At 49.9% G+C, this 23,309-nt stretch carries 21 protein-coding genes and 1 riboswitch; of the genes, 7 read left to right on the top strand and 14 right to left on the bottom strand.

Annotation, left to right across the window (positions count from 1 at the left end):
• Positions 1–18: 18 nt before the first annotated feature.
• Positions 19–384 (bottom strand): VOC family protein, encoded by a 366-nt coding sequence (locus ACZ50P_RS06265; RefSeq protein WP_464134366.1) that lies wholly within the window; start codon positions 382–384, stop codon positions 19–21.
• Between the two features lie 542 nt (positions 385–926).
• Between ACZ50P_RS06265 and ACZ50P_RS06260 the strand changes: the two genes are divergently transcribed.
• Both ACZ50P_RS06260 and ACZ50P_RS06255 read left to right on the top strand, forming a co-directional pair.
• Positions 927–1,679, top strand: a complete 753-nt coding sequence (locus tag ACZ50P_RS06260) for a murein L,D-transpeptidase catalytic domain family protein (RefSeq protein ID WP_464134364.1) — start codon at positions 927–929, stop codon at positions 1,677–1,679.
• Positions 1,680–1,859: 180 nt separating this feature from the next.
• Positions 1,860–2,408, top strand: a complete 549-nt coding sequence (locus ACZ50P_RS06255; protein ID WP_464117551.1) for a hypothetical protein — start codon at positions 1,860–1,862, stop codon at positions 2,406–2,408.
• On the opposite strand, the gene ACZ50P_RS06250 is transcribed toward ACZ50P_RS06255, so the two are convergent.
• From ACZ50P_RS06250 to ACZ50P_RS06240, 3 genes are all read right to left on the bottom strand, one after another.
• On the bottom strand, positions 2,402–2,962 hold the full coding sequence (locus tag ACZ50P_RS06250) for a hypothetical protein (protein ID WP_464117552.1): 561 nt from the start codon (positions 2,960–2,962) through the stop codon (positions 2,402–2,404). The two genes, ACZ50P_RS06255 and ACZ50P_RS06250, sit on opposite strands and share 7 nt — an antisense overlap.
• Before the next feature lie 259 nt (positions 2,963–3,221).
• The gene (locus tag ACZ50P_RS06245; RefSeq protein ID WP_262552546.1) at positions 3,222–3,566 is read right to left on the bottom strand and encodes an RNA recognition motif domain-containing protein; all 345 of its coding nucleotides are present in this window, start codon (positions 3,564–3,566) and stop codon (positions 3,222–3,224) included.
• 299 nt (positions 3,567–3,865) lie between these two features.
• Complete coding sequence (locus ACZ50P_RS06240) at positions 3,866–4,705, bottom strand: CvfB family protein (RefSeq protein WP_464134361.1); 840 nt, start codon at positions 4,703–4,705, stop codon at positions 3,866–3,868.
• 121 nt (positions 4,706–4,826) lie between these two features.
• Here ACZ50P_RS06240 and dbpA point away from each other — a divergent pair, with 121 nt between their 5' ends.
• On the top strand, positions 4,827–6,215 hold the full coding sequence (dbpA, locus tag ACZ50P_RS06235; RefSeq protein WP_464134360.1) for an ATP-dependent RNA helicase DbpA: 1,389 nt from the start codon (positions 4,827–4,829) through the stop codon (positions 6,213–6,215).
• On the opposite strand, the gene ACZ50P_RS06230 is transcribed toward dbpA, so the two are convergent.
• Positions 6,216–7,274, bottom strand: a complete 1,059-nt coding sequence (locus tag ACZ50P_RS06230; RefSeq protein ID WP_464134357.1) for a class I SAM-dependent methyltransferase — start codon at positions 7,272–7,274, stop codon at positions 6,216–6,218.
• Between the two features lie 123 nt (positions 7,275–7,397).
• Positions 7,398–7,497: riboswitch (TPP riboswitch) on the top strand.
• A 39-nt stretch (positions 7,498–7,536) separates the two neighbouring features.
• On the opposite strand from ACZ50P_RS06230, the gene ACZ50P_RS06225 reads away from it, so the two are divergent.
• Positions 7,537–9,615, top strand: a complete 2,079-nt coding sequence (locus ACZ50P_RS06225; protein ID WP_464134355.1) for a TonB-dependent siderophore receptor — start codon at positions 7,537–7,539, stop codon at positions 9,613–9,615.
• Here ACZ50P_RS06225 and ACZ50P_RS06220 read toward each other — a convergent pair.
• The 3 genes from ACZ50P_RS06220 to ACZ50P_RS06210 all read right to left on the bottom strand — a co-directional run bounded on the left by ACZ50P_RS06220 (position 9,612) and on the right by ACZ50P_RS06210 (position 12,589).
• The gene (locus ACZ50P_RS06220; protein ID WP_464134353.1) at positions 9,612–10,457 is read right to left on the bottom strand and encodes a S1 family peptidase; all 846 of its coding nucleotides are present in this window, start codon (positions 10,455–10,457) and stop codon (positions 9,612–9,614) included. The two genes, ACZ50P_RS06225 and ACZ50P_RS06220, sit on opposite strands and share 4 nt — an antisense overlap.
• A 116-nt stretch (positions 10,458–10,573) precedes the next feature.
• Positions 10,574–11,854, bottom strand: a complete 1,281-nt coding sequence (locus ACZ50P_RS06215) for a trans-sulfuration enzyme family protein (RefSeq protein WP_464134350.1) — start codon at positions 11,852–11,854, stop codon at positions 10,574–10,576.
• 57 nt (positions 11,855–11,911) lie between these two features.
• On the bottom strand, positions 11,912–12,589 hold the full coding sequence (locus ACZ50P_RS06210; RefSeq protein ID WP_464134349.1) for a glycerophosphodiester phosphodiesterase: 678 nt from the start codon (positions 12,587–12,589) through the stop codon (positions 11,912–11,914).
• Between the two features lie 80 nt (positions 12,590–12,669).
• Between ACZ50P_RS06210 and ACZ50P_RS06205 the strand changes: the two genes are divergently transcribed.
• The 3 genes from ACZ50P_RS06205 to ACZ50P_RS06195 all read left to right on the top strand — a co-directional run bounded on the left by ACZ50P_RS06205 (position 12,670) and on the right by ACZ50P_RS06195 (position 16,474).
• Positions 12,670–13,386 (top strand): pseudouridine synthase, encoded by a 717-nt coding sequence (locus ACZ50P_RS06205; RefSeq protein ID WP_464134346.1) that lies wholly within the window; start codon positions 12,670–12,672, stop codon positions 13,384–13,386.
• 33 nt (positions 13,387–13,419) lie between these two features.
• Positions 13,420–15,546: a response regulator gene (locus tag ACZ50P_RS06200; protein WP_464134343.1), complete on the top strand. Its 2,127-nt coding sequence runs from the start codon at positions 13,420–13,422 to the stop codon at positions 15,544–15,546.
• Positions 15,547–15,619: 73 nt separating this feature from the next.
• A complete protein-coding gene (locus ACZ50P_RS06195) occupies positions 15,620–16,474 on the top strand; it encodes a hypothetical protein (RefSeq protein WP_464134341.1) in 855 nt (284 codons plus the stop codon).
• Between the two features lie 38 nt (positions 16,475–16,512).
• Here the strand turns inward: ACZ50P_RS06195 and ACZ50P_RS06190 are convergent, their stop codons facing one another.
• The 6 genes from ACZ50P_RS06190 to ACZ50P_RS06165 form a co-directional block, all read right to left on the bottom strand.
• Positions 16,513–17,718, bottom strand: coding sequence for a DUF7453 family protein (locus ACZ50P_RS06190; RefSeq protein WP_464134339.1), 1,206 nt, complete (start codon positions 17,716–17,718; stop codon positions 16,513–16,515).
• A gap of 161 nt (positions 17,719–17,879) precedes the next feature.
• Complete coding sequence (locus tag ACZ50P_RS06185; protein WP_464134336.1) at positions 17,880–18,695, bottom strand: hypothetical protein; 816 nt, start codon at positions 18,693–18,695, stop codon at positions 17,880–17,882.
• Between the two features lie 143 nt (positions 18,696–18,838).
• Complete coding sequence (locus ACZ50P_RS06180; RefSeq protein ID WP_464117567.1) at positions 18,839–19,510, bottom strand: Fic family protein; 672 nt, start codon at positions 19,508–19,510, stop codon at positions 18,839–18,841.
• 2 nt (positions 19,511–19,512) lie between these two features.
• Entirely contained in the window at positions 19,513–20,100 is a 588-nt protein-coding gene (locus ACZ50P_RS06175) for a hypothetical protein (protein WP_464117569.1), read from the bottom strand.
• A gap of 181 nt (positions 20,101–20,281) precedes the next feature.
• Positions 20,282–21,559 (bottom strand): M24 family metallopeptidase, encoded by a 1,278-nt coding sequence (locus ACZ50P_RS06170; protein WP_464134333.1) that lies wholly within the window; start codon positions 21,557–21,559, stop codon positions 20,282–20,284.
• Positions 21,560–21,631: 72 nt separating this feature from the next.
• Positions 21,632–23,245 (bottom strand): hypothetical protein, encoded by a 1,614-nt coding sequence (locus tag ACZ50P_RS06165; protein WP_464134330.1) that lies wholly within the window; start codon positions 23,243–23,245, stop codon positions 21,632–21,634.
• Positions 23,246–23,309 lie beyond the last annotated feature (64 nt).

The raw sequence follows: 23,309 nt of genomic DNA, 5'->3' as shown, positions 1-23,309 counted from the left end.
GTTCTTGACTTTCAAGACCTATTTCGCGGAATGCAAAGCCACGCGATTACCCTCGCAGTCCTCAAAGGTGGCAATAAAGCCCCACTCCCCGATGCTTTTCTTGGGGGATAAAGTCTTACCACCTTTGGATTCAATTTTTTTAAGAGTGTCCTCGATGCTGGGAACGCTCAGATAGACCAAACTGCCACTGTGTGAAGGCTTGTAGCCATCGCCTTGAACCAGGGCTCCCGTCGACCCTTCGGCTTTTTCTGTCCAAGGGAAAGAAGCCATTTTGGTTGACCCCATCTCCATGGTTTTCATGGTGACATCAAAAGACTGTTCGTAAAACTTCATCGCGCGGGTGATGTCAGTTACCGGAATTTCAAACCAGCCACAGATATTCATAAGAACTCCCTTCGTTGGAGTCCCCAGTATAGAAAGCAATTTCCACGGTGCCTGCAAAAAATAATGCCCATGTGTAAAACACATGGGCACAGAGGATTGGGAGGAAACGAAATGTTCTTGTTTGAATTCAATCAGAGTCACTGAAAAGCAATCTCTATTGTCATCATCTAAGTAACATGCAACTCGTTAGATCTCCTTCTTTTAGCGAGGGATCAAACATTTGATCCGTTCACGTTCCTCTTTGTCCCTGCGAGATTCTGTTATTGCTAACATCATTCATCGCAAGTTCATGATTTCATCTTACTCCAGTTGCGCGGAATAAAAACACCTAACTTGCAACCTTGCCACCTCTTAAGCTGGTGCAGGACTTTGTCGTCGAACCTGAGTTTGTTCACTGAACTTTGGACAGGGATATTCTGAGTGTATTCGGATTATCCACGGAAATAGGTCTTAAAAATTATTCGCCAGTAACAATTTTCCCGTCATTTAACATATGTCAGCTAGCATCCTTTCAAGAACTGAACACTCATCATGGAGGATGAATGAATCTGATCACCAAATTTTCGATTATTGGCGCGACTTTTCTCACCTTAGCAGCCTGCTCAGGCCAGGACTACACAGAGGCTGCAAGACTTCCCGACGACACAGATACGGAGCAAGCCCTTTCAAACACTGAAAGTGCCGATTCGGTCGCGGATCTTCAGGCACCTGAAACTGAAGACTCATCCCTTGTGGATCTGAAGGCGTCCAGCACCGAGAGTATTCTGCAAAAATATGATCACCTTGATCCTCAGCGCCTGATCAACACCAAGGCGCTGGCCGAAGCTGTGGTGTACTTTGAAAACAACAAGTCCCGCTTCAAAAATCAAAAATATATTTCCCTGATTGATTTCGGAAAGCGCTCCACACAAGCCCGCTTCTTCCTCGTGAATCTGTCGTCTGGTGACGTCATGGCAATTCATACGGCGCACGGCAAAGGTTCCGACTCAAATCATGATGGCTATGCCGAAAAATTCAGTAACAAGTCCGGCTCCAACGCAAGCTCTTTGGGGTACTACCGGGCCGCAGAAACATATTATGGCAAACACGGCTTGTCGCTAAAGCTGGATGGACTTTCCAGCACGAACTCAAATGCCCGGTCCCGTGCCGTTGTGATTCATGGTGCAAGCTATGTGCGTGAATCCAGCGTGATCCAGGGACGCAGCTGGGGTTGTCCTGCGGTGGCAAACAATCTGCGCGACAAAGTGATCGGAATGTTGAAGGGCGGAAGCCTTATCTATGCCTTTGCAAAATAGTTGACTGCTCACTGCCCTGATTTGAGAAGGGGCTTTGAACAAAGCCCCAGGCAATCCCCTTTTGCACAGCGCCTGGGGCCTTTCCTGTAAAAGAGTTCTACACTTTGTCTGAAACAGAGCTCTTTTTTATTTGCCTGAATTGACCTACCCTATTTGAAGATCAATTTTGAGGTGACGACCATGAAGTGGACTTTCGCAGCTTTGGTATGCCTTCTCGCAGGATGCAGCAGCTCTCCAAAAAAAGAAGCTTCCCCAAGCATTCCCACGGCCGTGACAGAAGACGCCGATTCTTCAAAAAGAATCGACTACGTCGCCCTTCAGACTTTTCTGGGGCTGGACCGCGGCTCTGAAGAACTGGGCTACAGCGAAAGAACCTTTAACACCTGTGACACTGGCTATGGGTATTCCCGCAACCAGGACTGCCACAAAGAGGTCTTTGTGGTTCTTCACTTCCGACTTCTTTGTCGGGACTCTGAAGGAACTGTATCAACAATTCTGACCGAGGCCGATGTCAATCCCATTGCTGGAAGAACAGTTAAGTGGAATTTGAAGGGAATGAGTGGAACCGTTGTGACCGATGGACTGGGGTATGGTCAGATCCGCACCGTATCGCGCATTTCTCAACGTCGCGAACGCTTGCGCTTATCGGTGGGACCTGAGTTTTTGTATATGAGAGCCAATGAAATCACCAAGGTCATCACACCGCGACCGTGGTGCGACGCCTACTGACAGCTGACTTCTTCAATTGCCAATGTCAGATTCTTGGCAAACGCGCGGGCCTTGCCTTCACCCATAATGGTTGCCGAAAGGTTTCCCCGCAGGATTTCTGAACCACCACAGGCCGTTTCCACAATCACATCCTGCTGTCCCAGATATTGCGTCAACTTTTCCGCGGTTTCGGTGGACTGCACCTCAAGACTTTGTTTTGCCCCTTGTGCTCCGGCCTTAAAGATCTCAAGCTCGGCGCGCACCCTTGTATTCACAGGATAAGCACGCAAATTTAAAAGCTGACGGGAGTCTTTCACGATAATCTTCTTCCCGCGTTCGGCCTGCAAAGTCAGTGCAAACGTACAACTGCCACGAGCAATCCGGCTGTTTTCTTCTTTCTTCACATAAAGACCCGACGGAATAACGACCCGCCCTTCACCTGCGGCCTGAAGATCATAGCGCCCGGGAGTCAACTCACACGCATTCCCCGCAGTTTCAACAAAACCAATTTGTGCGGCTTTGGCTTGATAGGAAATCAATAGGAAAAAGGCTGCCAGAAGTGTGCGTCGAATCATAATTCCCCCTTTAGAAATCTCTGGGGCCTCATTGCCACCAGAAGATCCTGTAAGAAAAAACTATTTCAAAGAAGATGCCAATACATTTTGACTCTACCTAAACGCGGACGAATAAGAACGAAGTTGCCACTCAACAGGAGCAATGGATCAGAACATTTCAAAGGGTTGAGAGTTTCACGGGGGCGGAAGATATTTGGAAATAAAAAAAGGGCAGGTTTTATCAACCTGCCCTTTTGGAATTTAAGATGAAAATCTCAAATTAACCGCGGTTACCACCGCGACCGCCGCCGAAGCCACCACGGCCACCGCCGCCGCCGCCACGACCGCCACCGAAGCCACCACGGTTCTCACGAGGAGCCATTGGTTTAGCTTCAGATACGTTCATCGCACGACCCATCAACTCAACGCCGTTCAATTTAGCGATTGCAGTTGCTGCTTCGTCATCAGTAGACATCTCAACGAATGCGAAACCTTTAGAACGACCAGTTTCACGATCGATCACGATGCGTGCAGATTCAACGTTACCGAATTCAGCGAAAGTATCAGCCAAAGACTGATCATCCAAAGAATAAGAAAGATTTCCAACGTAGATTTTTTTACCCATATAAACCTCCTAAGATTTGCTTTTGGGAAGCTCTTAAGAGGTCCTGGGCCCTATGCCCGAAAACTCTCCAGAGACTAAATTCTTCTAGTTAGATTTTCTAGCGAACTTCCGGGCAAAAGTGAAACAATTAAAATGGGTTTTGTGCAAATGAGCAGATTTTGGAGAAATTCCCTTCAGACCGAGATTTCCGGCTGAAGCCCCAAAAATCCAATAAATATTCATAAAATCAAATACTTATATAACAAAACCCACAAAATGACCAAACTTCAGGGAATCTGGGGTGGACTCCCCCGACAGGTCTAGGATGGCCCCACCAGGCGCAAACCATCATCTGAAATGGTCACCAGGCGCTGTTTGTAAAGCCCGCCCAAGGCCATTTTGTACTTCTTTTTGCTGACACCGAAGAGATCATAGATCACTTCAGCATCGGTCTTATCATTGATCGGCAGGAAACCGCCGCGCTCTTTCAGAACCTGCAGAATCTTTTCTGCGATCCCTGCGGCGGCCTTGTACCCGGTTTGCTGCTGCAAGGTCAGATCGATCTTTCCATCGTCGCGCACATTTTTGATATACCCTTGCAGTTTCTGGCCATAATCCAAACGTTGGAAAACTTCGTTCCCAAACAACAGCCCCCAATGGCGGTTGTTAATAATCGCTTTATATCCCAGATCACTTTTTGCTGCGATAAACAGGTCCACGGCCTGACCGGGCTCATAAGTACCGGGCTCTTTGTCTATGAATCGCTCCAAACGCATGGAGGCGGAAATACGATCGCTCTTATCCAGATACAGGTACACGACGGCATACTGCCCGACTTTCAAGTCCCGTGTCTGCTCGCTGAAAGGCAGAAGCAGATCTTTCGGAAGCCCCCAATCCAGGAAAGCGCCCACACGCTCCATGGATTTGACACGTAAGTTGGCAAACGTACCGACCATGGCAAAAGGCATTTCAGTCGTTGCCATCAGACGGTCTTCAGAATCGTAGCAGATGAAAACTTCCAGCTCATCACCCAGCTCACATTTTTCCGGCATGTATCGACGAGGCAAAAGAATTTCGCCGTCGCTGTCTCCGTCAAGGAAGACTCCGAATTCTGCGCGTTTAATGACTTTGAGCTTATTGATCTGACCGATTTGCACCATAGTGACGCCAGTGATGCCATAAAAGCCCCCTTTCGGGAATCTATTTCTTACCGACTCATTTTATTGGCCCCTCATTGCAATTTCTGCTAAGGAATAACTTCAATTTTTCATCGAGGTTCCTGTGTCAGAAAATCACTTTTCATCCCTGCCGCTTTCTTCAGAACTGCTGACAGTTCTTCAGGAACTGGGTTTTGAAGCGATGACACCCATTCAGCAACAAAGCATGCCTTTGTTGCTGGCAGGTAAGGACATGATCGGTCAGGCCAAAACCGGCAGCGGCAAGACCGCCGCCTTCGCCCTGCCGATCTTAAACAAAATAAAAATTGAAGAAGCTTATTTGCAAGCCCTGATCCTGTGCCCGACCCGGGAACTGGCAACCCAGGTCGTGGGAGAGATTCGCAAACTGGGCCGCCGTCTGCCAGGCCTGAAGGTTCTTTCTTTGACTGGGGGGCAGTCCGGTCGCGAACAGGTGCAGTCCCTGGAAAACGGCGTGCAGATTGCCGTAGGGACCCCGGGTCGCGTGGCGGACTTTGTGGCTCGCAGTCGAGTGGACCTTTCCGGCGTCAAAACTGTGGTTCTGGATGAAGCTGACAAAATGCTGGATATGGGTTTTGCAGATGAAATCAAAACCGTCATGCGCGACCTGCCGGGCTCACGTCAGACTGTGTTTTTCTCTGCCACTTTCCCGGAATCCATTGAGCATCTGAGCCGTAAATACCAGCGCCATGCCACACAGGTGATCATCGAAGAAGAAGACGACACCAACGCCATTGAACAAATCGTCTATGACAGTGAGGACGATGATAAAACCAACACCCTGATGCGCGTCCTGCAACAGCATCCCTCAGATTCGACCATCATCTTCTGCAACACCAAGCTTGCCGTGGATAGCATCGCCGAACTTCTTACCAGTCAGGGCGTGCCTGCCGGGGCATTGCACGGGGATATGGAACAGCGGGAACGCGACCGCGTGATGGCTTTGTTCCGCAACAAATCCCATCGTATCCTGGTGGCCACCGATGTGGCCGCTCGCGGCTTGGATATCGACCATCTGGAGCTGGTGATTAACTTTGATCTGCCACTGAGCCCTGAAACCTATGTTCACCGCATTGGGCGTACAGGACGCGCTGGTAAAACCGGGATCGCCGTCACCCTGGCGCATCCCAAGGACACTTTGAAACTGACCGCCTTCAGTGATTTGACCGGGGTGAAGTTTCAGCGTCCGTCATTGGGATTCAAGAATCAATATGGTCTGAATAAAAATCTGCGGGAAGCTCCGATGAAGACCATTTCCATTTCTGGTGGTCGCAAGGACAAACTTCGTCCGGGGGATGTTCTGGGGGCTTTGACCGGTGACGCGGGACTGGCCGGTACGGATGTGGGCAAGATTGAAATTCAGGATCGCATTTCCTATGTGGCAGTTTCCAGCAAGATCGCCGACACGGCTTTACAAAAGCTGCGTGAAGGTCGCATCAAGGGACAAAAATTTCAAGTCAAGTTCGTTAAATAGCTACTGACTGGCGAAGATGGCCAGGTTCCCCTGATCAAACTCTCGCCCCTCGGGCCAGCCCTCTTGGGTTGCAACCTCTTGCAGCCATAAGCGGGCGTTGCCTTTGGTGACCACCACAATACGGCGATGCCGGGACACTTCCACCAATTGATTTAAGACATGCAGATAAGTCTCTTTGCTGAAGGGATCATAAAGGTAATAGACCTCGGCCTCGGGAATTTTAAAGTTTTTTTCCGCCAGATCCTGCGTGTAAAAGTGGACATTTTTTTCCAACCCAAACCTGACCGTTGAAACGTTGGAAATGTCCACGCGGTGTTTGACGTATTCATAGCCGATAAAATCAATATCCGGGCGCAGGAATCCAATCACCAGTCCCACCCGTCCGTATCCTGACCCCAGATCAATGAAGCGGCACCCCTCACTGGGATTGATTTCCCGTAACGCTGTCAGCAGTGTCGAATAGGAGGATTGCACGCCAAGCCCTGCACCCTCATACAATCTTTCATTGATTTTCAAATCTGTCTTCATGCCGATGTCGGCAGAATAGTCCAAACCGAAAATCTGATCCAGCCCATCAAAGGTGCGGTACAGGGAAAACGCAAGTGAACGAGCTCGAGTGTTACCCCCCTGAACCAAAACGTGTTCATGCTGAAACACCTGCACCATCAATTGCAAAGCCTTCCGCATAAAGCGTCGTTGCTGGTCCATGGGCATCTGCTGAATGTGCAAGATAAAGAGTTTTTCCTGCTTTTCAGCGCGTTTTACCAGCGTCTTAAGTTGTTGAGCATTCAGTCGGATCAGAGGTTCCTGAAGATATTGAAGCGAAAGAAGATTTGAAGAAAAGATGTTTTGAAGAAAGTTCTGATATTGTTCGGAGAAATTCGTCTGCTTGGCCAAGAGCCACTGTTCATCCTGCATAAACCTGATGGCTGATTCCAAAAAAGTCAGGTCCACATAAAAGGCCGCTTTTTCTTCAGAGGTCAGATCCCTCCAGGAAAGTTCTTCCCCTTGCGGGGGGATCTTTAAAAACGAAAACAGCAACTCTTGATTCGGCGTCATACATCAAGCTTAGCATGAGTTCCTGCAAAGGACTGAATTTCTCAAAAAATAACGCCAAGTTTTACCAAAACCTCTGAAATCAGAAAAGATTTGACTCCAATCGGACCATGGCCCATAACGCTCCCGAAACGCTAGGGGTGTTGGGACGAAAAGTCCCGGCTGAGATTAACCCTTTGAACCTGATAGAGATAATGCTCGCGCAGGGAAGCTGATAACAGGACACACCGTCTTGTCCTCGCCTTCCCTGCCCAAGGGAATGGATATGAAAAAATCGTTTTTACTATTAGTGGCTCTCTTGTATCCCATCAACTCGGGGGCTGATGAAATTGACACTGTGACCGTGAAAGACCAGACAGGACAAGTCTCGCTGGAGGCCGGTTCCTTTGATGTGCCGGCTTCCGAACTTCCCCTGTCCACCCGATTGATTTCTGCCCAAGCTCTGAAGGATCAAGGTGTTCGTCGCCTTTCGGATGTCACCTTGATGGATGCTTCTGTCACCGACAGTTACAATGCTTCGGGATACTGGGACTTTCTTTCCATTCGTGGTTTTACTTTGGACAACCGATATAATTTCCTGCGCGAAGGCCTGCCCATCAATGCTCAGACCTCCATTCCGCTGGACAACAAGGAACGTCTCGAGGTGTTGAAAGGACTAAGTGGCATTCAGGCCGGATCAGCGTCGCCGGGAGGCATGGTCAACTTCGTGGTCAAACGCCCCACAGAAAAAACATTCTTAAGACTTAATACCGAAATCAGTCAGGAGGGAAACTGGCTGGTGGGGGCTGATACGGGCGGCCGAGTTTCCAAAGCGGAACAATTTGGGTATCGCCTGAATGTGGCGCACGAAAGTTTGCGCCCTCCGATTGAAAACTCCGCAGGCCACAGATCGGTTCTCAGTCTTGCCAATGACTGGCGGGCCTCGGCCCACTCTCTTTTGGAATCCGACATCGAGTGGTCACGCCGATCCCAGCCCACACAGGCCGCCTTCAGTCTTTTGGGTGATACGTTGCCATCGATCACAAATCCCCGCCTGAACATGAACAATCAATCCTGGTCGGAACCGGTGATGTTTGAGGCTTTGACTGCGACCTTGCGCTGGACTCAAAAGCTACATAGCCAGCTGACGTGGACAACCATTGCGGGTATCCAAAATCTGACCACCGACGACCATCTGGCATATCCTTACGGCTGTTCTGCAGAGAATAATTACGATCGCTATTGTTCAGACGGCACCTTTGACATGTATGACTTCCGCAGTGATAACGAACGCCGTAACACTCAGGCCGTTAAGACCGCCTTGCAATTGCAGGCGCAGACAGGCGATGTTTCCCACCATCTGAACGTCGGTTATGTCGGCACCAAAATGCAAGAGGACTATGAACGACAGGCCTATAACTTTGTCGGCACTGGCAATGTTGATGGCAGCGTGCAATTGCCCGGCGATGGCACTTTGAATGACGAAAACACCAACCGCGAATCCTCCGTTTCCGAATTCTTCGTTTACGATGCGGCTTCTTTCGGGGCTTGGAAAGGATGGCTGGGGGCGCGCATGATCGACGTCCAACGCAGCAGTATCCGCACTGACGGCTCACGCGCCACTAATTTCCGTGAGGGCTTTGTTCTGCCGTGGGCGGCCTTGTCCTATCAAATCTCTGCAGAGCTTCTCACCTATGTCAGCTATGGTGAAGGTGTGGAAACCTATGTCACCCCGAACCGCAGCGGTTATAATAATCCGGGACAGTTTGTACCCGATGTGATCAGCAAACAGTATGAATGGGGTCTGCGCCACAACGCCGACACCTTCCACTGGGGACTGGCAGCATTCTATATTGATCGTCCGGTGGTGGAGGATCAGCGCCCGGCTTTCCAAATTGACGGCAAGGCCCTGCATCAGGGGCTTGAACTGGAGTTGCAAAAAAAGTGGCAGCAGACTGAACTTGAAATGTCGGGAATGTGGCTGAAGGCTTCTCGCAAAGACAGTGTGTTGAATCCTGCCATCAACGACAAACGCCCGGTGAATCTTCCTGAACTCACCTTGCGCCTTCGCGGGGTCTATTATCTTTCTTCCGTGCCGGGTTTAAGTTTGGATGCACGAGCGTCTTATGAAAGTGACCGCGCGGTGACAGCGGACAACTCACTTATGTTGCAGGCCTGGACCCGCTGGGATGTGGGAAGCACCTATCGCTGGGGGGCCGTTGAAAAGGCCACCCAACTTCGTCTGGCCGTGGAAAATGTGATGGATCAAAGGTACTGGAAGGAATCCCCTACACAGTACGGACATATCTATCTCTACCCGGGCATGGAACGACTGGTGACATTGTCGTTGCAGACGAATCTTTAGTTGGCGGCAGGAACGGCCACAAACTGCGGAGCTTCGGCCTGCATCAACCGGGCCTGCTCCAGTATCATTTGCTTGTGATAAGAGGCGCTAGTGTATTCACCAAAACTGCGGCAGTTCAGGGCCCCACCGTGGGCGCCGCGGGTCACAGCCACCAAAACAAGTCCTTGAGGCGTTTCCAAAAAGGCGGGACCGCCAGAATCCCCACGGCATGCCCCTTGTCCGTCACGGTGATCTGCAACCAGAATTGAATCTTCCACGTTCACCAAAGTCACACGGGCTTTGTTTAAACCCTCTGCCTGCTGAACTTCGCCAATTTCATTGATAATGCCATATCCCGCCAACAAAATTTCTGTCGGCGCCGGAAGCTCAATTCCCTGATCCAGAATTGCCACGGGTTGGGCTCCGGCAGGTATTTCTTCGGCCAATTTAATCAGACCGATATCATTCAGGGTTGTGACATAGCGACCCCAACCATCTTTGACACGAGTGTATTGTTTGTGGAAGATCGCTTGGGCCACCGCGACCATGCCGGGATCTTCCATCGTCGTTGGCAGTTTCGCACCAAAGTACACGACCAAAGGCAACTGATCAAAATTCACCAGACAATGAGCCGCCGTTATAACCAGATTGTGTGAAATCAAAACGCCTGAACAGACGGACACAGGGGCCCCAGAGACATTGGCCACCAAAGAAACCGTGGAACTGATGAGCGCATCATTGGCCAAAACTTCTTCCCCGCCCACAATGGCCTGGGAGGAGATCGGCGGCAAGGACTCGTTCTGCGAAGAGCATGCCGCCAGCAAGAAGCACAGCAATGTCAGCATGATTTTGCCGGATCTCACAAGATGGTTCCTCCCAAGGAAATGACTTCGGGAAGAATACCGCAAGATCCGTCAGCCCCCTACGGATAGTTTGCTGTCAAAAAAATGGACGGTAGAAAATTCAAAGCGCGCCGGCTTCAGATCTTCTTTAGCGCCTCTGACAAATCCCCGATAATGTCCATCACGTTTTCAAGACCGATACTCAGACGGATTGCACGCGGATCAATGCCACTGTGATCACGCTTGTCATCGGGTATCGCCGAATGGGTCATAAAGCCGGGAACCTCGATCAGGGTTTTTGTCAGCCCCAGGCTGACCGCCAAAGTGATGGCGTAAGAGTTTGCCGCAATATCATCGACAAATTTCTGACACTTTTTCATGTCGCCTTTAAGTTTGAAGGAAATCATCGTACCCGGAGCAAACTTGCCTTCCGGAGATTTCAAATATTTTTTTGCCAGCTTGTGCTGCCCGTGGCTTTTAAGCCCCGGATAAGTGACGCTTTCCACTTTCGCATGGCTTTCCAGGAATTTTGCCACCGCCAACGCCGAGGCCTGCTGCTGTTCAAAGCGAATGGCTTGGGTGGAAATTCCGTAAACCAGAATATGCCACGCCGAGTACGGATGAATGATCGCGCCGAAATCCTTGCGTGCCACACGCAACAGACTTTCATGGGACCTTGGAGCAATCACCGCGCCCCCCATTTCCGTACCGAAACCTGAAATATTCTTGGTCAGACTTTGAATGACAAAATCCACGCCCCATTCGATCGGGCGAAGGGCCCATGGTGTTGCAAAGGTGTTGTCCACCACGGTGTAGATGCGTTCTTCCTTCGAACGCTTTTTGTTGGCGGTTCTGACCAGGGCCGTGATCTTTTCAAGATCGGCAATTTCCAGAATCGGATTGGAAACAGTTTCAAAATACACCACACGGGTGCTTGGATCGGCCAATTCGGCTTCCAGATCTTTGAAGTCGTTCACATCCATCAGGGTGTGACGAATTCCAAAGCGTGGCAGCCAGTTCGTCAGAAGACTGTAAGTACATCCGTATAAAGTTTTATGAGCGACAACTTTTTGACCGTTGCTTAGCAGTGACATCAGCGTAGAGGCAATGGCCCCCATCCCGCTGCCAAAGGTCACGGCACATTCGCCTTTTTCCAATAGCGCCAATTGGTCTTCCAGCATTTTCGTTGTGGGCTCTTCCAGGCGGTCATAGATCCAGATGGGCTTTTCCTTGCCAGAGGGTGCCCCGAAAGTGCTAAAGCCCTCAGCTCCCCTTTGCAGGGATTCCAGACGAAATGTCGTAGAAGCGGTCATCGGCGGAATGAGATGGTGAGAAAACTCCCAGGATTTGGACAGGAATTCGCCGTGAATAGCTTGCGTGCGTGGTGACTTGGTCTTGGCGACTTTCTTCTTCGTCATAAAAAACTCCATTTTTATGACTGCAACTAGAGCACATGTTCTAATTAGAAGGAAGCTCTAATTCCAGTGAACCGCCGTAAATGGAACATCTGTCCCCAGATAGTCCACACCTATTTCCTTCATCTTACCAAAGACTTCGGCGTCATTTGCGTTCCAAGCTGTCACCGTCAGTCCCGCTGCATGGCATTCTTTGACAAGCTGCGAATCAATCCAGTTTACACTTAAAGACAGACCGTCTGCCCGGGCTGATTTTGCAAGCTCCACCGGGTTGGTCGGCAGTCCAAACAACAAACCTGCGGTCCGGATCTGCGAGTTTTTATTTTTGAAATCCAAAAGCCAGCGATGGTTAAAAGATATCACAGTGATATTTTCAACTTTTCCGAACTGACTTAAAAGATCTCCGAGCTTGGCAAAGTCCCCGGCAGACTTCAGCTCAATTTGCAGCTCAACGACACTGGAGGCAAATAACTTCAAGACCTCTTCCAGTCGCGGTAAAGGGTCACCTTCTTTGGTGCGCACCCGGGATAATTCCTCCCAGGTTTTACCACCCACTTTGCCTTCAGAGGTGGTGGTGCGATTTAAGGTGTCATCATGATGGACCACCCACGCCCCGTCCAAGGTTTCATGAACATCAAATTCGACGGCCTGAACCCCGGACTGCAAAGCAAATTCAAAAGAGCGCATTGTGTTTTCCGGCGCACGATCCCGTGCCCCGCGGTGACCCATTATTTTCATGGTCCTATTGAAACAAAGGTGTCCGTTTTAGGCCACATTTTTCTCGCTTTCACAGTGCAAAACGCCTAATCTACGCGCTTATGGAACTCCCCTTCCGCCTGCTTTATCAGGATGAACATTTTTTTGCGATCGACAAACCCGCCGGATTTTTTGTGCACCCTCCGGAGCTGTCGCCCTATCCTGTGCCTAAAGAAAAGATCTGCCTTTATCACCTGCGTCGGGTGATGAAGAAAGATGTCATTCCCGTGCACCGTTTGGATGCGCCGACCAGTGGTGTTTTGCTTTTTGCGATGTCCCGCGATAAGGCACGCAAGCTCAATCATCTTTTTGCAGAACGCCAGATGCATAAAACCTATCAGGCGGTTGTTCGAGGTTATGTTCCAAGCGAAGGCCTGATCGATCTGCCTTTGGAAGCCGATGAAGGACGTCTTACTGTTGAAGCACAAACACAGTACAAAACCCTGGCCCAGATTGAACTGCCCTTTGCCGTTGGCAAAAAGTATCCGACCTCACGCTATTCACTGGTGCAGGTGCATCCGATCACGGGACGCTGGCACCAAATTCGTCGCCATTTTGACCGCATCGCTCATCCCCTTTTAGGTGACATTGAACATGGCGATTCCCACCACAATCGCTTCTTCCGGGACACCCTTCAAATCCAGGGCTTGTGTCTTAAAGCCACGGCTATCGAACTTCAGCATCCCTGGAGCGGAGAAACGCTCTCCATCCAAGCACCACTTTGTGAAAAATGGGGGCGCATCCACAGGCTCTTCGAACATGGATTGGATGCAATTTGAATTCGTAGGACTCGAACTGTAGTATCGCTGCCAATGGCAACAGCGGATCTTAAGACTTCTTCATCAAACAAAACGAATCAGGAATCTTTGGATCTTGCCATCCGTAAAATTGATCTGATTTATCAGCAGAATGTCACAGGCATTGCCGCGATCATCGCCAACGCCTCGGTTTATGTCTACATCGCTTGGGACAATGTCACACACGCTTATCTTGTCTCCTGGGCTGTGATTCTGCTTTCAACGGCCTTCATCCGCCTGGGCTTTTTGCACCGCTGGAATAGAATCAAAAGTTCGCTGACACACATTTACCAGACCCGCTTTTGGCTTTATGCCATGTATGTGCTGCTGGGAATTTCCGGACTTTGCTGGGGCACGATCGGCTGGCTGGCCCCTTATGGCGACACCGCCCAGCAGATCCTCACGGCCCTTCTTGTGTGTTCCATGTCTGCCGGTGCGATGATCACGTATGTTTCTTCACGCATTGCCATGGCCTGCGTGGTGGTTCCCGCGATGGGATTGTGGGGGCTGAGCTACTTGTTCTCGGATGTTCCCTATCATATACCCGTCGGAGGTTTGATTACGGTCTATTGCTTTTTGATGGTCATTATTGGAAAAAACCTGCACAGGGCCCTGATCCAGCTGCTGACGTTGGATTCCAAACTGCAAAAAAATGAAGAACACCTGCGCATGTCGATGTCCTCTTCGGATGCCTTAAGTTGGGACTGGGACATTCCCAACGACGCCATTCACTGCGAGGGAAACCTGGCCCTTTTCCCGGAAGGGGCGGCTCAGCTAAAAAACATTTTGCAAGAGTCCCTGCGCACAACCACGGATCTGGATTCAGAAGCTGTGATCAAGGATGCGAAAAATCAGAATCGGCACATTGCCCTGCGCGGAAAATTTTATCGCAGTTCTGAAGCCCATCCTTACCGGGCCACGGGAATTGCCTGGGATATCACAACCAAACGCAATGAAGAAAATCTGCGCCGCGAACGTGACTTACACGAAGCCGCTAACAATGCCAAATCCATCTTGCTGGCCAATGCCAGTCATGAAATTCGCACCCCCCTGGCCGCTATTGTGGGCTTTGCCGAAACCCTGCTTCGCAACCCAAGCCTGAATGAACAAGGTCGGCGTGATGCCCAGTCTATTTACCGGCAGGGCAATTTTATGGCCTCTTTGGTGAATGATCTTCTGGATCTGTCAAAAATTGAAACCAACCGTCTGTACATCCAAAAAGCACCCATGAATCCCATGCACGAACTGGAAGATTCCATTTCAGTTATTCGCTCTGCTCTAGAGGAGGAGAAGTATCATCTGCAAATTGCCTATGATACTCAGATTCCGGAAACCATCCTTTCGGATTCCGTGCGCTTTCGCCAGGTCCTGATCAACTTGCTTTCCAACGCGGTGAAGTTCACCCGTGAGGGCACCATCACCGTGCATGTGGCTTTTTCTACCAATATTGATATGGAAGGAACCCTGACCATCACCGTGTCTGACACGGGCATGGGAATGGATGAGGCCACGCAGAAAAATCTGTTCCAACCCTTCGTGCGCGGCGAAAGCGCGGATGTCCAACGCCTGCAAGGCTCCGGATTGGGGCTGGCGTTGTCAGAGCGTCTTGCCCGGATGATGGGCGGAGAATTGCGCCTGTTGCGATCCGCGCCCGGCCAGGGAAGCACTTTTGAATTCTCATTGAAACTGGGAAAGATTCAGGATCTGAAACTGATATCCCCGGCGCAGACAAAAATGCAGACACAAGGGCGCATAAAGCTTGCCAAAGACAACGGCCTTCTTAAAGACCGTCATGTTCTGGTGGTGGATGATTCTGAAGATCTGCGCGCCTTGATGACCCGCTACCTGAAAAGACAAGACGCTGTCGTAGAAACCGCCGAAAATGGACAAGAGGCCGTCACCAAAGCCCTAGCCCATCCCTATGACGTCATCCTGATGGATATCAAAATGCCCGTCATGGACGGCTATAAAGCGACATCACAACTTCGAGAGCGCGGCTATCGACGGCCTATCGTGGCCCTGACCGCCCAAGCCAGCGTGGAAGGACAAAGTCGCTGTCTGGCAAATGGCTTTGACGGCTATCTTAGCAAACCCGTCGACATGAATCTACTCAGTGAGATTCTGACTCGGGTTCGCACCTAGCGAAAACCGTCAAAAATTTCGACAAAAAAACGGACTCCCACTTCTGGAAAAACTTCGTGCTAAACTAAGATCCATGATCAAAGAACTTTGGCAGAACTTTCCCAGACTGATGGAAGAAAAGATCAACGCCCTTCTGGACGAGGCGGAACCCAGTCCAGCCAAAGCGTTTCAGTTGTACAAAACCTGCCAGCAGGAAAACCTGTGGTCGGAAAGCTTCGAAAAATTCTCTGTGCATCTGGAACATTTCTTTTCCCTGCCCAAACATGAGCGCCGCAAAAGCGAACTGGATCGCGTTCTAGAGCGCCCCATGCACAGTTCCCTCTTTGCCGCTTTCCATTTGAACTTCCGCACTGCCAGTGTCAGCCCAGGCGCACTGACGGGACTTGCCAACTGGGCACACAACCTGATGCGTGTGGGGTACAAAACCAACAGCGCGGTGATCTCAACTGATGTGCTGACAAAGACCCTGCACTACATCACTCATCCGCCGTTTTTTGAAAAAGCCGAAAACATTGAATTTGAGGACTTCTGTGCCGCATGGAAGAAGACTGTCTTTGCCCTTTTTGGCAAAAAATACGATGCCGAACTGGACAAAATCGTCAGCGAATTGCGCTGGCTGAACACTCAATTAAAAACAGAAGAAAAAGCCCTGCAGAAAAGCGGCTTTGTTCCCACCATCTATTTAACCCAGACGGAAATCGACTGGACGGAGGCGGTGCTGCGTGCTGCTTCGGATAACACAGACATCCCCAAATACCCTCTGTCCAAGGGCCCCCAGAAACAACGCCTGGCCGATCTGGTTCGCACCATCAGTCTTTACAAGATCGTACAAACCACGAAACTGCCAGAGTTTATAGAGCATCGGGATAAAATCCGGGCCACAATTATCGATCGCTGTGAAAAACTGCTTCGCGAGTGCGCCCGCTAAAAAAACAAAGGGCCTAAGAAGCCCCTTTTGTGTTTTACCTATTTCGGAGAAAGCTTGTAAATTGCATCCCCGATGATTTTATCGTCTGGCGAAGCCAGAATGCAGGCAAAGGCCAGCTCACCCTTTTCATTGAAATCAATATCACCGGCAAAGCCCGGGAAATCCTTTTTCAAAAGAACATACCCAAAGCCCTTGTCCGTCATAATGCTGTCACCCTCGCCCAGCAAACGCTTCACGGAAAACTCGTTGGCCACATAAAGCCCACGCAGTCCTTTTGTATTCTTGGCTCTGAAAGCCACTGTGCCCGATGAATTCAAGCGCGGCGTGAAAAGCTCCAGTTCAGAAATACCATCCAACCCCTCTGTGACCAAAGACTGCAGTTCACCGTCTTTGTATAGAACCAGTGACTTGCGTTTGTCTGGAAGATGGCCGATGAAAACCACCATACCGTTTTGTGATAAAGCCACTGTGTTTCCAAAACCGACGAAGTTGGAGTTAGGGTCTCCTTTGCGATCCTGGGCGATGATGGTTTTCTCGTAGTCCCCGTTTCCTTTGGCCTGGATCAACAAAATCTGATCCGACTGGGCATCGCTGATCTCGCCGTGTTCCCCCAGACGGACCTTAAAGGCCCATTGCTTCTTTTCATTAACAGCAGGGCGGAACAAATATGCCGCCGGAGTGTCAAAGCGTCTTTCCCCTTCACGTGCGATGGTGACATAAGAGTCTTTGTATTCAACAAAACTGCGATCATAGTCTTTGGCAAAATTGCGGAAGATCACCGTGCCATCGTTCAAGGTCTGCGCATAACCCGCGTAGGCGATCTGATTTTCTGGGCCGGAGACTTTCAGTTCCGTATTTTTACTGTGACTGTCGTAGGCCAATACACCCTGACTCTCAAAGTCGTTGAAGGGGCTGAAGGTCACCTGGCCGCGATCGTTGACGGTCGGATCGGTGACGTAATGATCGTCCGGGGCTACATAGATCACTTCCCCGGGAGCATTGTGGGCCTTGAACCAAATTGCCTGGTTGGGTTTGCCATCCACGGCCATCAACTTAATTGCCACATCACCGTGATTGTTGATTGCAGGCGAAGTGTTGCTGAGGTAAGTCAAAGGCGGAAGATTGTAAGTGTCCAGCAAATGAACCCGCACCAAAAGTTCCGGTTCCGCATACTCAGGCAAAGCTCCGGCAAAAACCGGCGATGCCAAGGCTGCCAACAAAAATGAAAAGGCGATCTTCTTCATAGTGTCCCCTTGTGATCCAAAAAGCATATGCAAGAACCCAGGATCTGTCCTGATTTCTTTTGCTATTTCACGGCGCGTCCAAAGATTTACACAGAAGGGACAAAGGCAAAAAAAAGGGCCGCCTGAGCGACCCTTTGATAATGGACTGAAAGAAGAAGGAACTAGTTGGAGCTGACGCGAGCCAAAGCTTTCTTTTGCTTTTCCTTGGCCTCGCTGAGGCGCTGACGTTTCTTTTCCAACGCTTCTTCCATCTGCTTTTTCTTTTCGATCAAAAGGTCCGCTTTGCGATTGTTCTTTTCTGCTTGCGCTAAAGCGGTCTTGGTCATGTCATCCAAACGACGGGCCTCTTTACGGGCCGAGTTTTCGAACTTATCAAGACTGGCCTGGGCGGACTTCAAAGAACGGGCACTGGATTTTTCAGCGGCCACAGCTTCTCTGTATTTCTGCTGAAGGTCTTTCAACTCTTCCTGCAATCTTGCAAGATCTGCATTGGTTTCTTTTAAGGACTGCAGAGTTTTGCGGCGCTGCTCAAGTGAGTTTTCGAAACTGTTGCGGGTGCTGTCCAGTTTCGCCGCCACGGCCTCTGCTTTGGTGCGAACACGTGCCTCTTCTTGCTCGTTTTTTCTGATTTCCTTGTTCAAGGTCTCGATCTTGCCGGTCAGAACCGCTGTTTCCTTGGAGTTTTGCGCCTGCTGTTTTTGCAAACGCTGGATTTCGCGACTGGTACGCGCCGCTGTTTCTTTGTTCTTGCGGGTTGTGGCTTTTAAATCTTTATGAGCTGTTTCCAGTTCTTCTTTGCTTTGATTGAACCCACCCTTGGCTTCATCCAGGTTGGCTTCAATGCTTTCAACTTCCGCCTGAGAATCATAAAGGGCGTCCAAGTCCGAATTCGCATGCGCTGTCATCGGCGCCATGGCCCCGGCGAAAGAAAGAAGTACGAAGTATGAAATAAGTTTGTCTGTCCACTTTTTATACATATTCTTGTCCCTTGTTGATTGTAACAAGAGCCTAAGTCCACGAAACATGCCCAGGCTCAAATGCAAACAAACGGGAGTTCAGCCGTTTCAGGCGCTCTTATCCATGAAATAAAAACAGGGCCTGGCCCTAATTTGTGGTTTTGCTAAGAAAGGACGGCCTGATAGCTTCTTTGCAGGTTCTTCAGAAGCTTGATAATGGCAGCCCCCGGGGTTGCAGAAGCCCGTTGATTTTCAAAAACACCCACCAAAGCATCCAACTTGGATTCAAAGCTCATCGGCAGGTATCCGCCCAGCCCCAGAATCCAGTCCGCTATCATCACGGCTGTGCGCCCGTTGGCATCCTCAAATGGATGCAAACTGATCAACCAGTACTGAGCCAGAGCGGCCTTACGGAAAGGGTCTAGATCGGCCTTCAGAATCTCTGACTCCAGGCGCAGAAACCCCTCTTTGAGCTCTCCCACAGGACAAGCCTGCTGAGTGCCCACAAACACGGGCCGGTCGCGAAGGCTGCCTGCAGGACGTTTTAAAAGTATCGCATTGATATCCAAAATAGACTGAAGGTTCGGGGCTTCATCAGCGCGGATCCTCGCGGCGACATATTCGTTGGCTTGTTGCCACGACTCGACTTCGCCGCGCTTTAAAGCACTGGAACCCCGCAAACGCAAGGGAGCAAGTCTTGCCAGCCCCGCCCCCAAGTCCTCTAAGGAAAGGGACTCGCAGCGATGGCGCAATTGATTCACCTGCTCAATCAGGTCGCGAATCTGCTCTTCTTCGGCAGAGTTCACAGACCTGATCAGAAGATCCGTGAATTTCATGACTATTCAGCGATCACCGGATGCATGGGGACTGAGTACACTCGTGTCACCCATTCTGAATAGTTGTCAGCCTGAACAAAGACCTCAAAACGCTGATCTGCTGCAAAAACCAACTGCATGCTGACGTTTTTACCTGAGAATGAAACAGCAAAACTGCTGCCTTCACACTGAGTCATCGTCGAGTTGCAACCATAGATCTGATAGTCATTCGTTTGCCCTTTGTGAGTTCTATCCAAGAGAACCTCGCCATCATCACCCGTCAACGGCTCATAACGATAGTACTTCTTGCCATCACGTTCACTGACAGGTTCGTCGCTCTTAAAATACAGATAGCCGGTCATTTCACCGCGAAGCTGGTTGTTGTATTCAGGAGTAAGGGTCTGCTGAGTCAGGCTTAGATAGATATGCCCGTGAATCACCTGCCCGTTTTCATCTGTAAAGCGTGCGGCCACCGAGGACTTCACAACAAACGATTCAGCAAAGTCTTTCTCGACATTGATCGAACGGGCCAAAGACGGCTGAGGAAAAGACACGATGCCGGCCATTCCTGCAGATAGGGTCAGGACACTAGCCAAGAGTTCCTTTTTCATAATATCTCCTTAAGGTCTTTTTGATGCCCCCCTTATACCCTATTTCGGTTCAATGCCTAAGTACCCTATAAATAATATAGGAGTCCCCCGGCCGAGCCACAGCCTCTGCAGCTTGGGCTGAAATAAAAAAGCCTTCCAGGAAAATCCATGGAAGGCTTTTTTGAGTTTTCATCGGGATCTTTTACTTTGGCACACAGTCAGTCAGGCTTTCTGCGTCCCCCCCAGTGATTAAAATATCATCTTCAAGGCGCACTCCACCGAAAGTCTTCCATTTTTCAGCTTCAGGCCAATTGATATGGTCTTTGTAATTTTCCCGGATCGCCTGATCTTCGATAAAGGCACGGGCGAAATAGCAGCCTGGTTCTACTGTAATAAGGTAATCTTTTTCCAGCGCCAAATCCACTCGCAGGCGGGAGCCGTAGTATCGTTTTGGATTCGTATTTTCAGGATTTCCTGTATCACGAACCTTTAAGCCGACCAAATGACCGACCCCATGCGGATAAAATACAGAGATCGCTCCGGATTCCAAAACGGCGTCCACTGAACTCTTCCACAAGCCCCACTGCTTCAATCCCTCAGCAATCACGCGCGCTGACCTCATATGAACATCGCGCCACTGAGTTCCCACTCGGCACATCTTGACTGATTCTTTGTAAGCCTGATGGACTAAATCATAGATTTCTTGTTGCTGAGACGTGAACTGACCGTCCACAGCGAACACACGGGTGATATCAACGCAATAGTCTTCCACATCGGCTCCCGCATCCACCAGGACCAGCTCCCCGGCGACCACTTTTTTTGCGGTGGGTACAGCATGCAGAATTGCGGCGTTTTCACCACTGCCCACGATCGAGCCGTAAGGCATCTTTTCCGCCCCGGCCAGCAAAACCGCATTTTCATAGTGAAGTTGCAATTCGCGCTCGGTGATGCCCGGGCGCAGCGACTTCTTCAACGCGGTATAACCCGCGTTGGCCATGTCCGCTATTTGACGGATCAGACGAACCTCTTCTGCTCCCTTGCGACGGCGCACCTGATCCATTCGAATGGAAAGTTCACGGATGATTTCATCCGACGCCAAGCCTTGAGCCGGTTGCCCCAGGTGAAGAATACGTTTGTAAGTACCACCAGAAATTTTCTTTTTCAGATCTTCCAGGGAATGCTGACACTCAAAATTACCTTCAGCCCCTTCCCACACGATATCCACCGGGCTTAAAGGCCTTTGATATTCGATCCAACCTTCTCCTAAAGAATAAGCCATCACGCCTTCAGGGCGGCGGTGACCGCTCAACCAGAAGTAAGACGGATGAGGCAAAAAATCATAAGTCTGATCCAAACCACCCGGCTTTTGCACAGCCACGCCACTATGAACCAGAACTAAATCTGAAGATCCCAGAAGATCTTTCCATGCACTAGCAACTTTTGTTTGGCGGCCCTTATAGACTTCCTCAGCGAACAGCATAATCACCTCATTACCCTGCTCCAAAGTCTATTCTCAATTTTAAAACCGTCAACCCCCACGCGCCGGGCCGAGTTAAAAGACGATCACAGTCAGCTTGTCGCCTTTGGAAAGCTTCAGGCTGATTTTGATTTTCCCTTCAGCGACGTCATACTGATCCGGCTTCACCTTTTCAACTGTCGCGCTGTCTTTACGCTGTAACAGGACATCGCGCACCTTCATACCTTCGGGAATCTCCAAGGGGAAATCCTGACTGACATAAGACACAGATGCAGCGATTTTATCAAAGGCCTTCTTGTAACCATCATCATCCTGGCACAGGGAATAAGTCTGAACCACGCCGGGACTGGAGCTTTGCAGTCGTTCGAAGGTTTCGGCATAAGACTGCCCGGTTTTCAGTTCACAGCTTTGACCTCGGATGTTGCCCACAACGGCCATAAAATAATTGCCATGCAAAGCGGTCTTAGAAATGTCGTTCAGGAAATTGACGGCCAGATCCGGGCTTCCTTCCAGGAAATAGCCAGAACGAAGAATCCCGCGACGCACTCCTGTTGGCCCGACCATCTGACACGTCTGATGGGGCAGAACACCAGTGTAGGTTGCGGCAAGATAACCCATCACGTTTGCATGTCCACGATAGGCCTGCGTGCAATAGTCCGTAAGACCTTCAGCTTCGTCCACATAATAGGTTGAAGTGGTTTCGGAATACTTACATTCGGTCAGTTCAACTTCATTAAAGTGGAAGCTCACACCGTTATACATGACGGTTCTTCCAACCAAAGAACTCACACTGTCTTTGACACGCTTCAGATCTTCGCTTTGACAGTTCTGCCCAGCCAAGCCCGCCGGATTCTGGCCTTTCAGCAAAGAAAAGATATTTGTAAATGTTCTTGTTTCGACATTGGAGCTGACGCCATCACGATAGCCCACCCCTGTAAATTTGAAGGGAATACTGGTCTTTTTGTATTGCACCGCCATGGTCCGGTCATAGTTATAAACCTGATCCGCCATACAATGACGGGTCTGATAGTTGTCTTCATCCGTCAGCACAAAGAAAACCACTTTTTCATTCGCGGCAGATTTCTGATACTTGCTGGAGGCCCACTGGATAACGGAACAAAGAGCGGATTCATTATCGCTGCCGCTTGTTCCCATCCCCAACACAGATTTTTTTATACTGTCCACACGGGCCTGGCGAATGGAGGCTGAATCCCGAGGATCCAAGACGATGGGCTGCGGACTGGCACCGTAGACCGTCTTCGCAATCGCCATTGTGTCGTTATCCGCCAGTTCTGAAACATCTTTTACGTATACTTCTGAACCCGTTTTAAGACTGCCATAATAAATAGTCGATCCGCTGTTCAAATAGCTCGAAGTTGACAATAGCTGCACTGTCACTTTTTTTGAGGACAGAGAACCTAAAAGTCCGTCGATCCGAGCCACAAGCTCTTCCTGGGACTGCTTCATTGTTTGAGAGTTATCAACCACCAGCACCAATTGAGTGGAGGGATATTCGATGGATTCTTCGGACTGGAATTCTGCCACTTTCGCATTTTCCGGAAGTTCACCGTCAATTCTGTAAGCCGTTTCTGAATCCATATCAAAGCGCATGCCTTGTGGAGCGCAGTTCTGAAAAGAAACCACCAATAGACCAGCCCCGGCCAAAACCGCCAACCCATTCTTTTTCACACATCCCCCCGGATATCTGATTTTTATTCTACTTATTGTGGATTGAAGCGACAGAGCTTGTCTC

The sequence above is a fragment of the Bdellovibrio sp. CKG001 genome (assembly GCF_055397465.1).
This window is presented reverse-complemented; position numbering and strand designations above follow the sequence as displayed.

Bases quoted from the DNA above. Each gene is read 5' to 3' on its own strand.
- ACZ50P_RS06265 (WP_464134366.1), bottom strand. From the start codon at position 384: ATGAATATCTGTGGCTGGTTTGAAATTCCGGTAACTGACATCACCCGC.
- ACZ50P_RS06260 (WP_464134364.1), top strand. From the start codon at position 927: ATGAATCTGATCACCAAATTTTCGATTATTGGCGCGACTTTTCTCACC.
- ACZ50P_RS06255 (WP_464117551.1), top strand. From the start codon at position 1,860: ATGAAGTGGACTTTCGCAGCTTTGGTATGCCTTCTCGCAGGATGCAGC.
- ACZ50P_RS06250 (WP_464117552.1), bottom strand. From the start codon at position 2,962: ATGATTCGACGCACACTTCTGGCAGCCTTTTTCCTATTGATTTCCTAT.
- ACZ50P_RS06245 (WP_262552546.1), bottom strand. From the start codon at position 3,566: ATGGGTAAAAAAATCTACGTTGGAAATCTTTCTTATTCTTTGGATGAT.
- ACZ50P_RS06240 (WP_464134361.1), bottom strand. From the start codon at position 4,705: ATGGTGCAAATCGGTCAGATCAATAAGCTCAAAGTCATTAAACGCGCA.
- ACZ50P_RS06230 (WP_464134357.1), bottom strand. From the start codon at position 7,274: ATGACGCCGAATCAAGAGTTGCTGTTTTCGTTTTTAAAGATCCCCCCG.
- ACZ50P_RS06225 (WP_464134355.1), top strand. From the start codon at position 7,537: ATGAAAAAATCGTTTTTACTATTAGTGGCTCTCTTGTATCCCATCAAC.
- ACZ50P_RS06215 (WP_464134350.1), bottom strand. From the start codon at position 11,854: ATGACGAAGAAGAAAGTCGCCAAGACCAAGTCACCACGCACGCAAGCT.
- ACZ50P_RS06210 (WP_464134349.1), bottom strand. From the start codon at position 12,589: ATGAAAATAATGGGTCACCGCGGGGCACGGGATCGTGCGCCGGAAAAC.
- ACZ50P_RS06205 (WP_464134346.1), top strand. From the start codon at position 12,670: ATGGAACTCCCCTTCCGCCTGCTTTATCAGGATGAACATTTTTTTGCG.
- ACZ50P_RS06200 (WP_464134343.1), top strand. From the start codon at position 13,420: ATGGCAACAGCGGATCTTAAGACTTCTTCATCAAACAAAACGAATCAG.
- ACZ50P_RS06195 (WP_464134341.1), top strand. From the start codon at position 15,620: ATGATCAAAGAACTTTGGCAGAACTTTCCCAGACTGATGGAAGAAAAG.
- ACZ50P_RS06190 (WP_464134339.1), bottom strand. From the start codon at position 17,718: ATGAAGAAGATCGCCTTTTCATTTTTGTTGGCAGCCTTGGCATCGCCG.
- ACZ50P_RS06185 (WP_464134336.1), bottom strand. From the start codon at position 18,695: ATGTATAAAAAGTGGACAGACAAACTTATTTCATACTTCGTACTTCTT.
- ACZ50P_RS06180 (WP_464117567.1), bottom strand. From the start codon at position 19,510: ATGAAATTCACGGATCTTCTGATCAGGTCTGTGAACTCTGCCGAAGAA.
- ACZ50P_RS06175 (WP_464117569.1), bottom strand. From the start codon at position 20,100: ATGAAAAAGGAACTCTTGGCTAGTGTCCTGACCCTATCTGCAGGAATG.
- ACZ50P_RS06170 (WP_464134333.1), bottom strand. From the start codon at position 21,559: ATGCTGTTCGCTGAGGAAGTCTATAAGGGCCGCCAAACAAAAGTTGCT.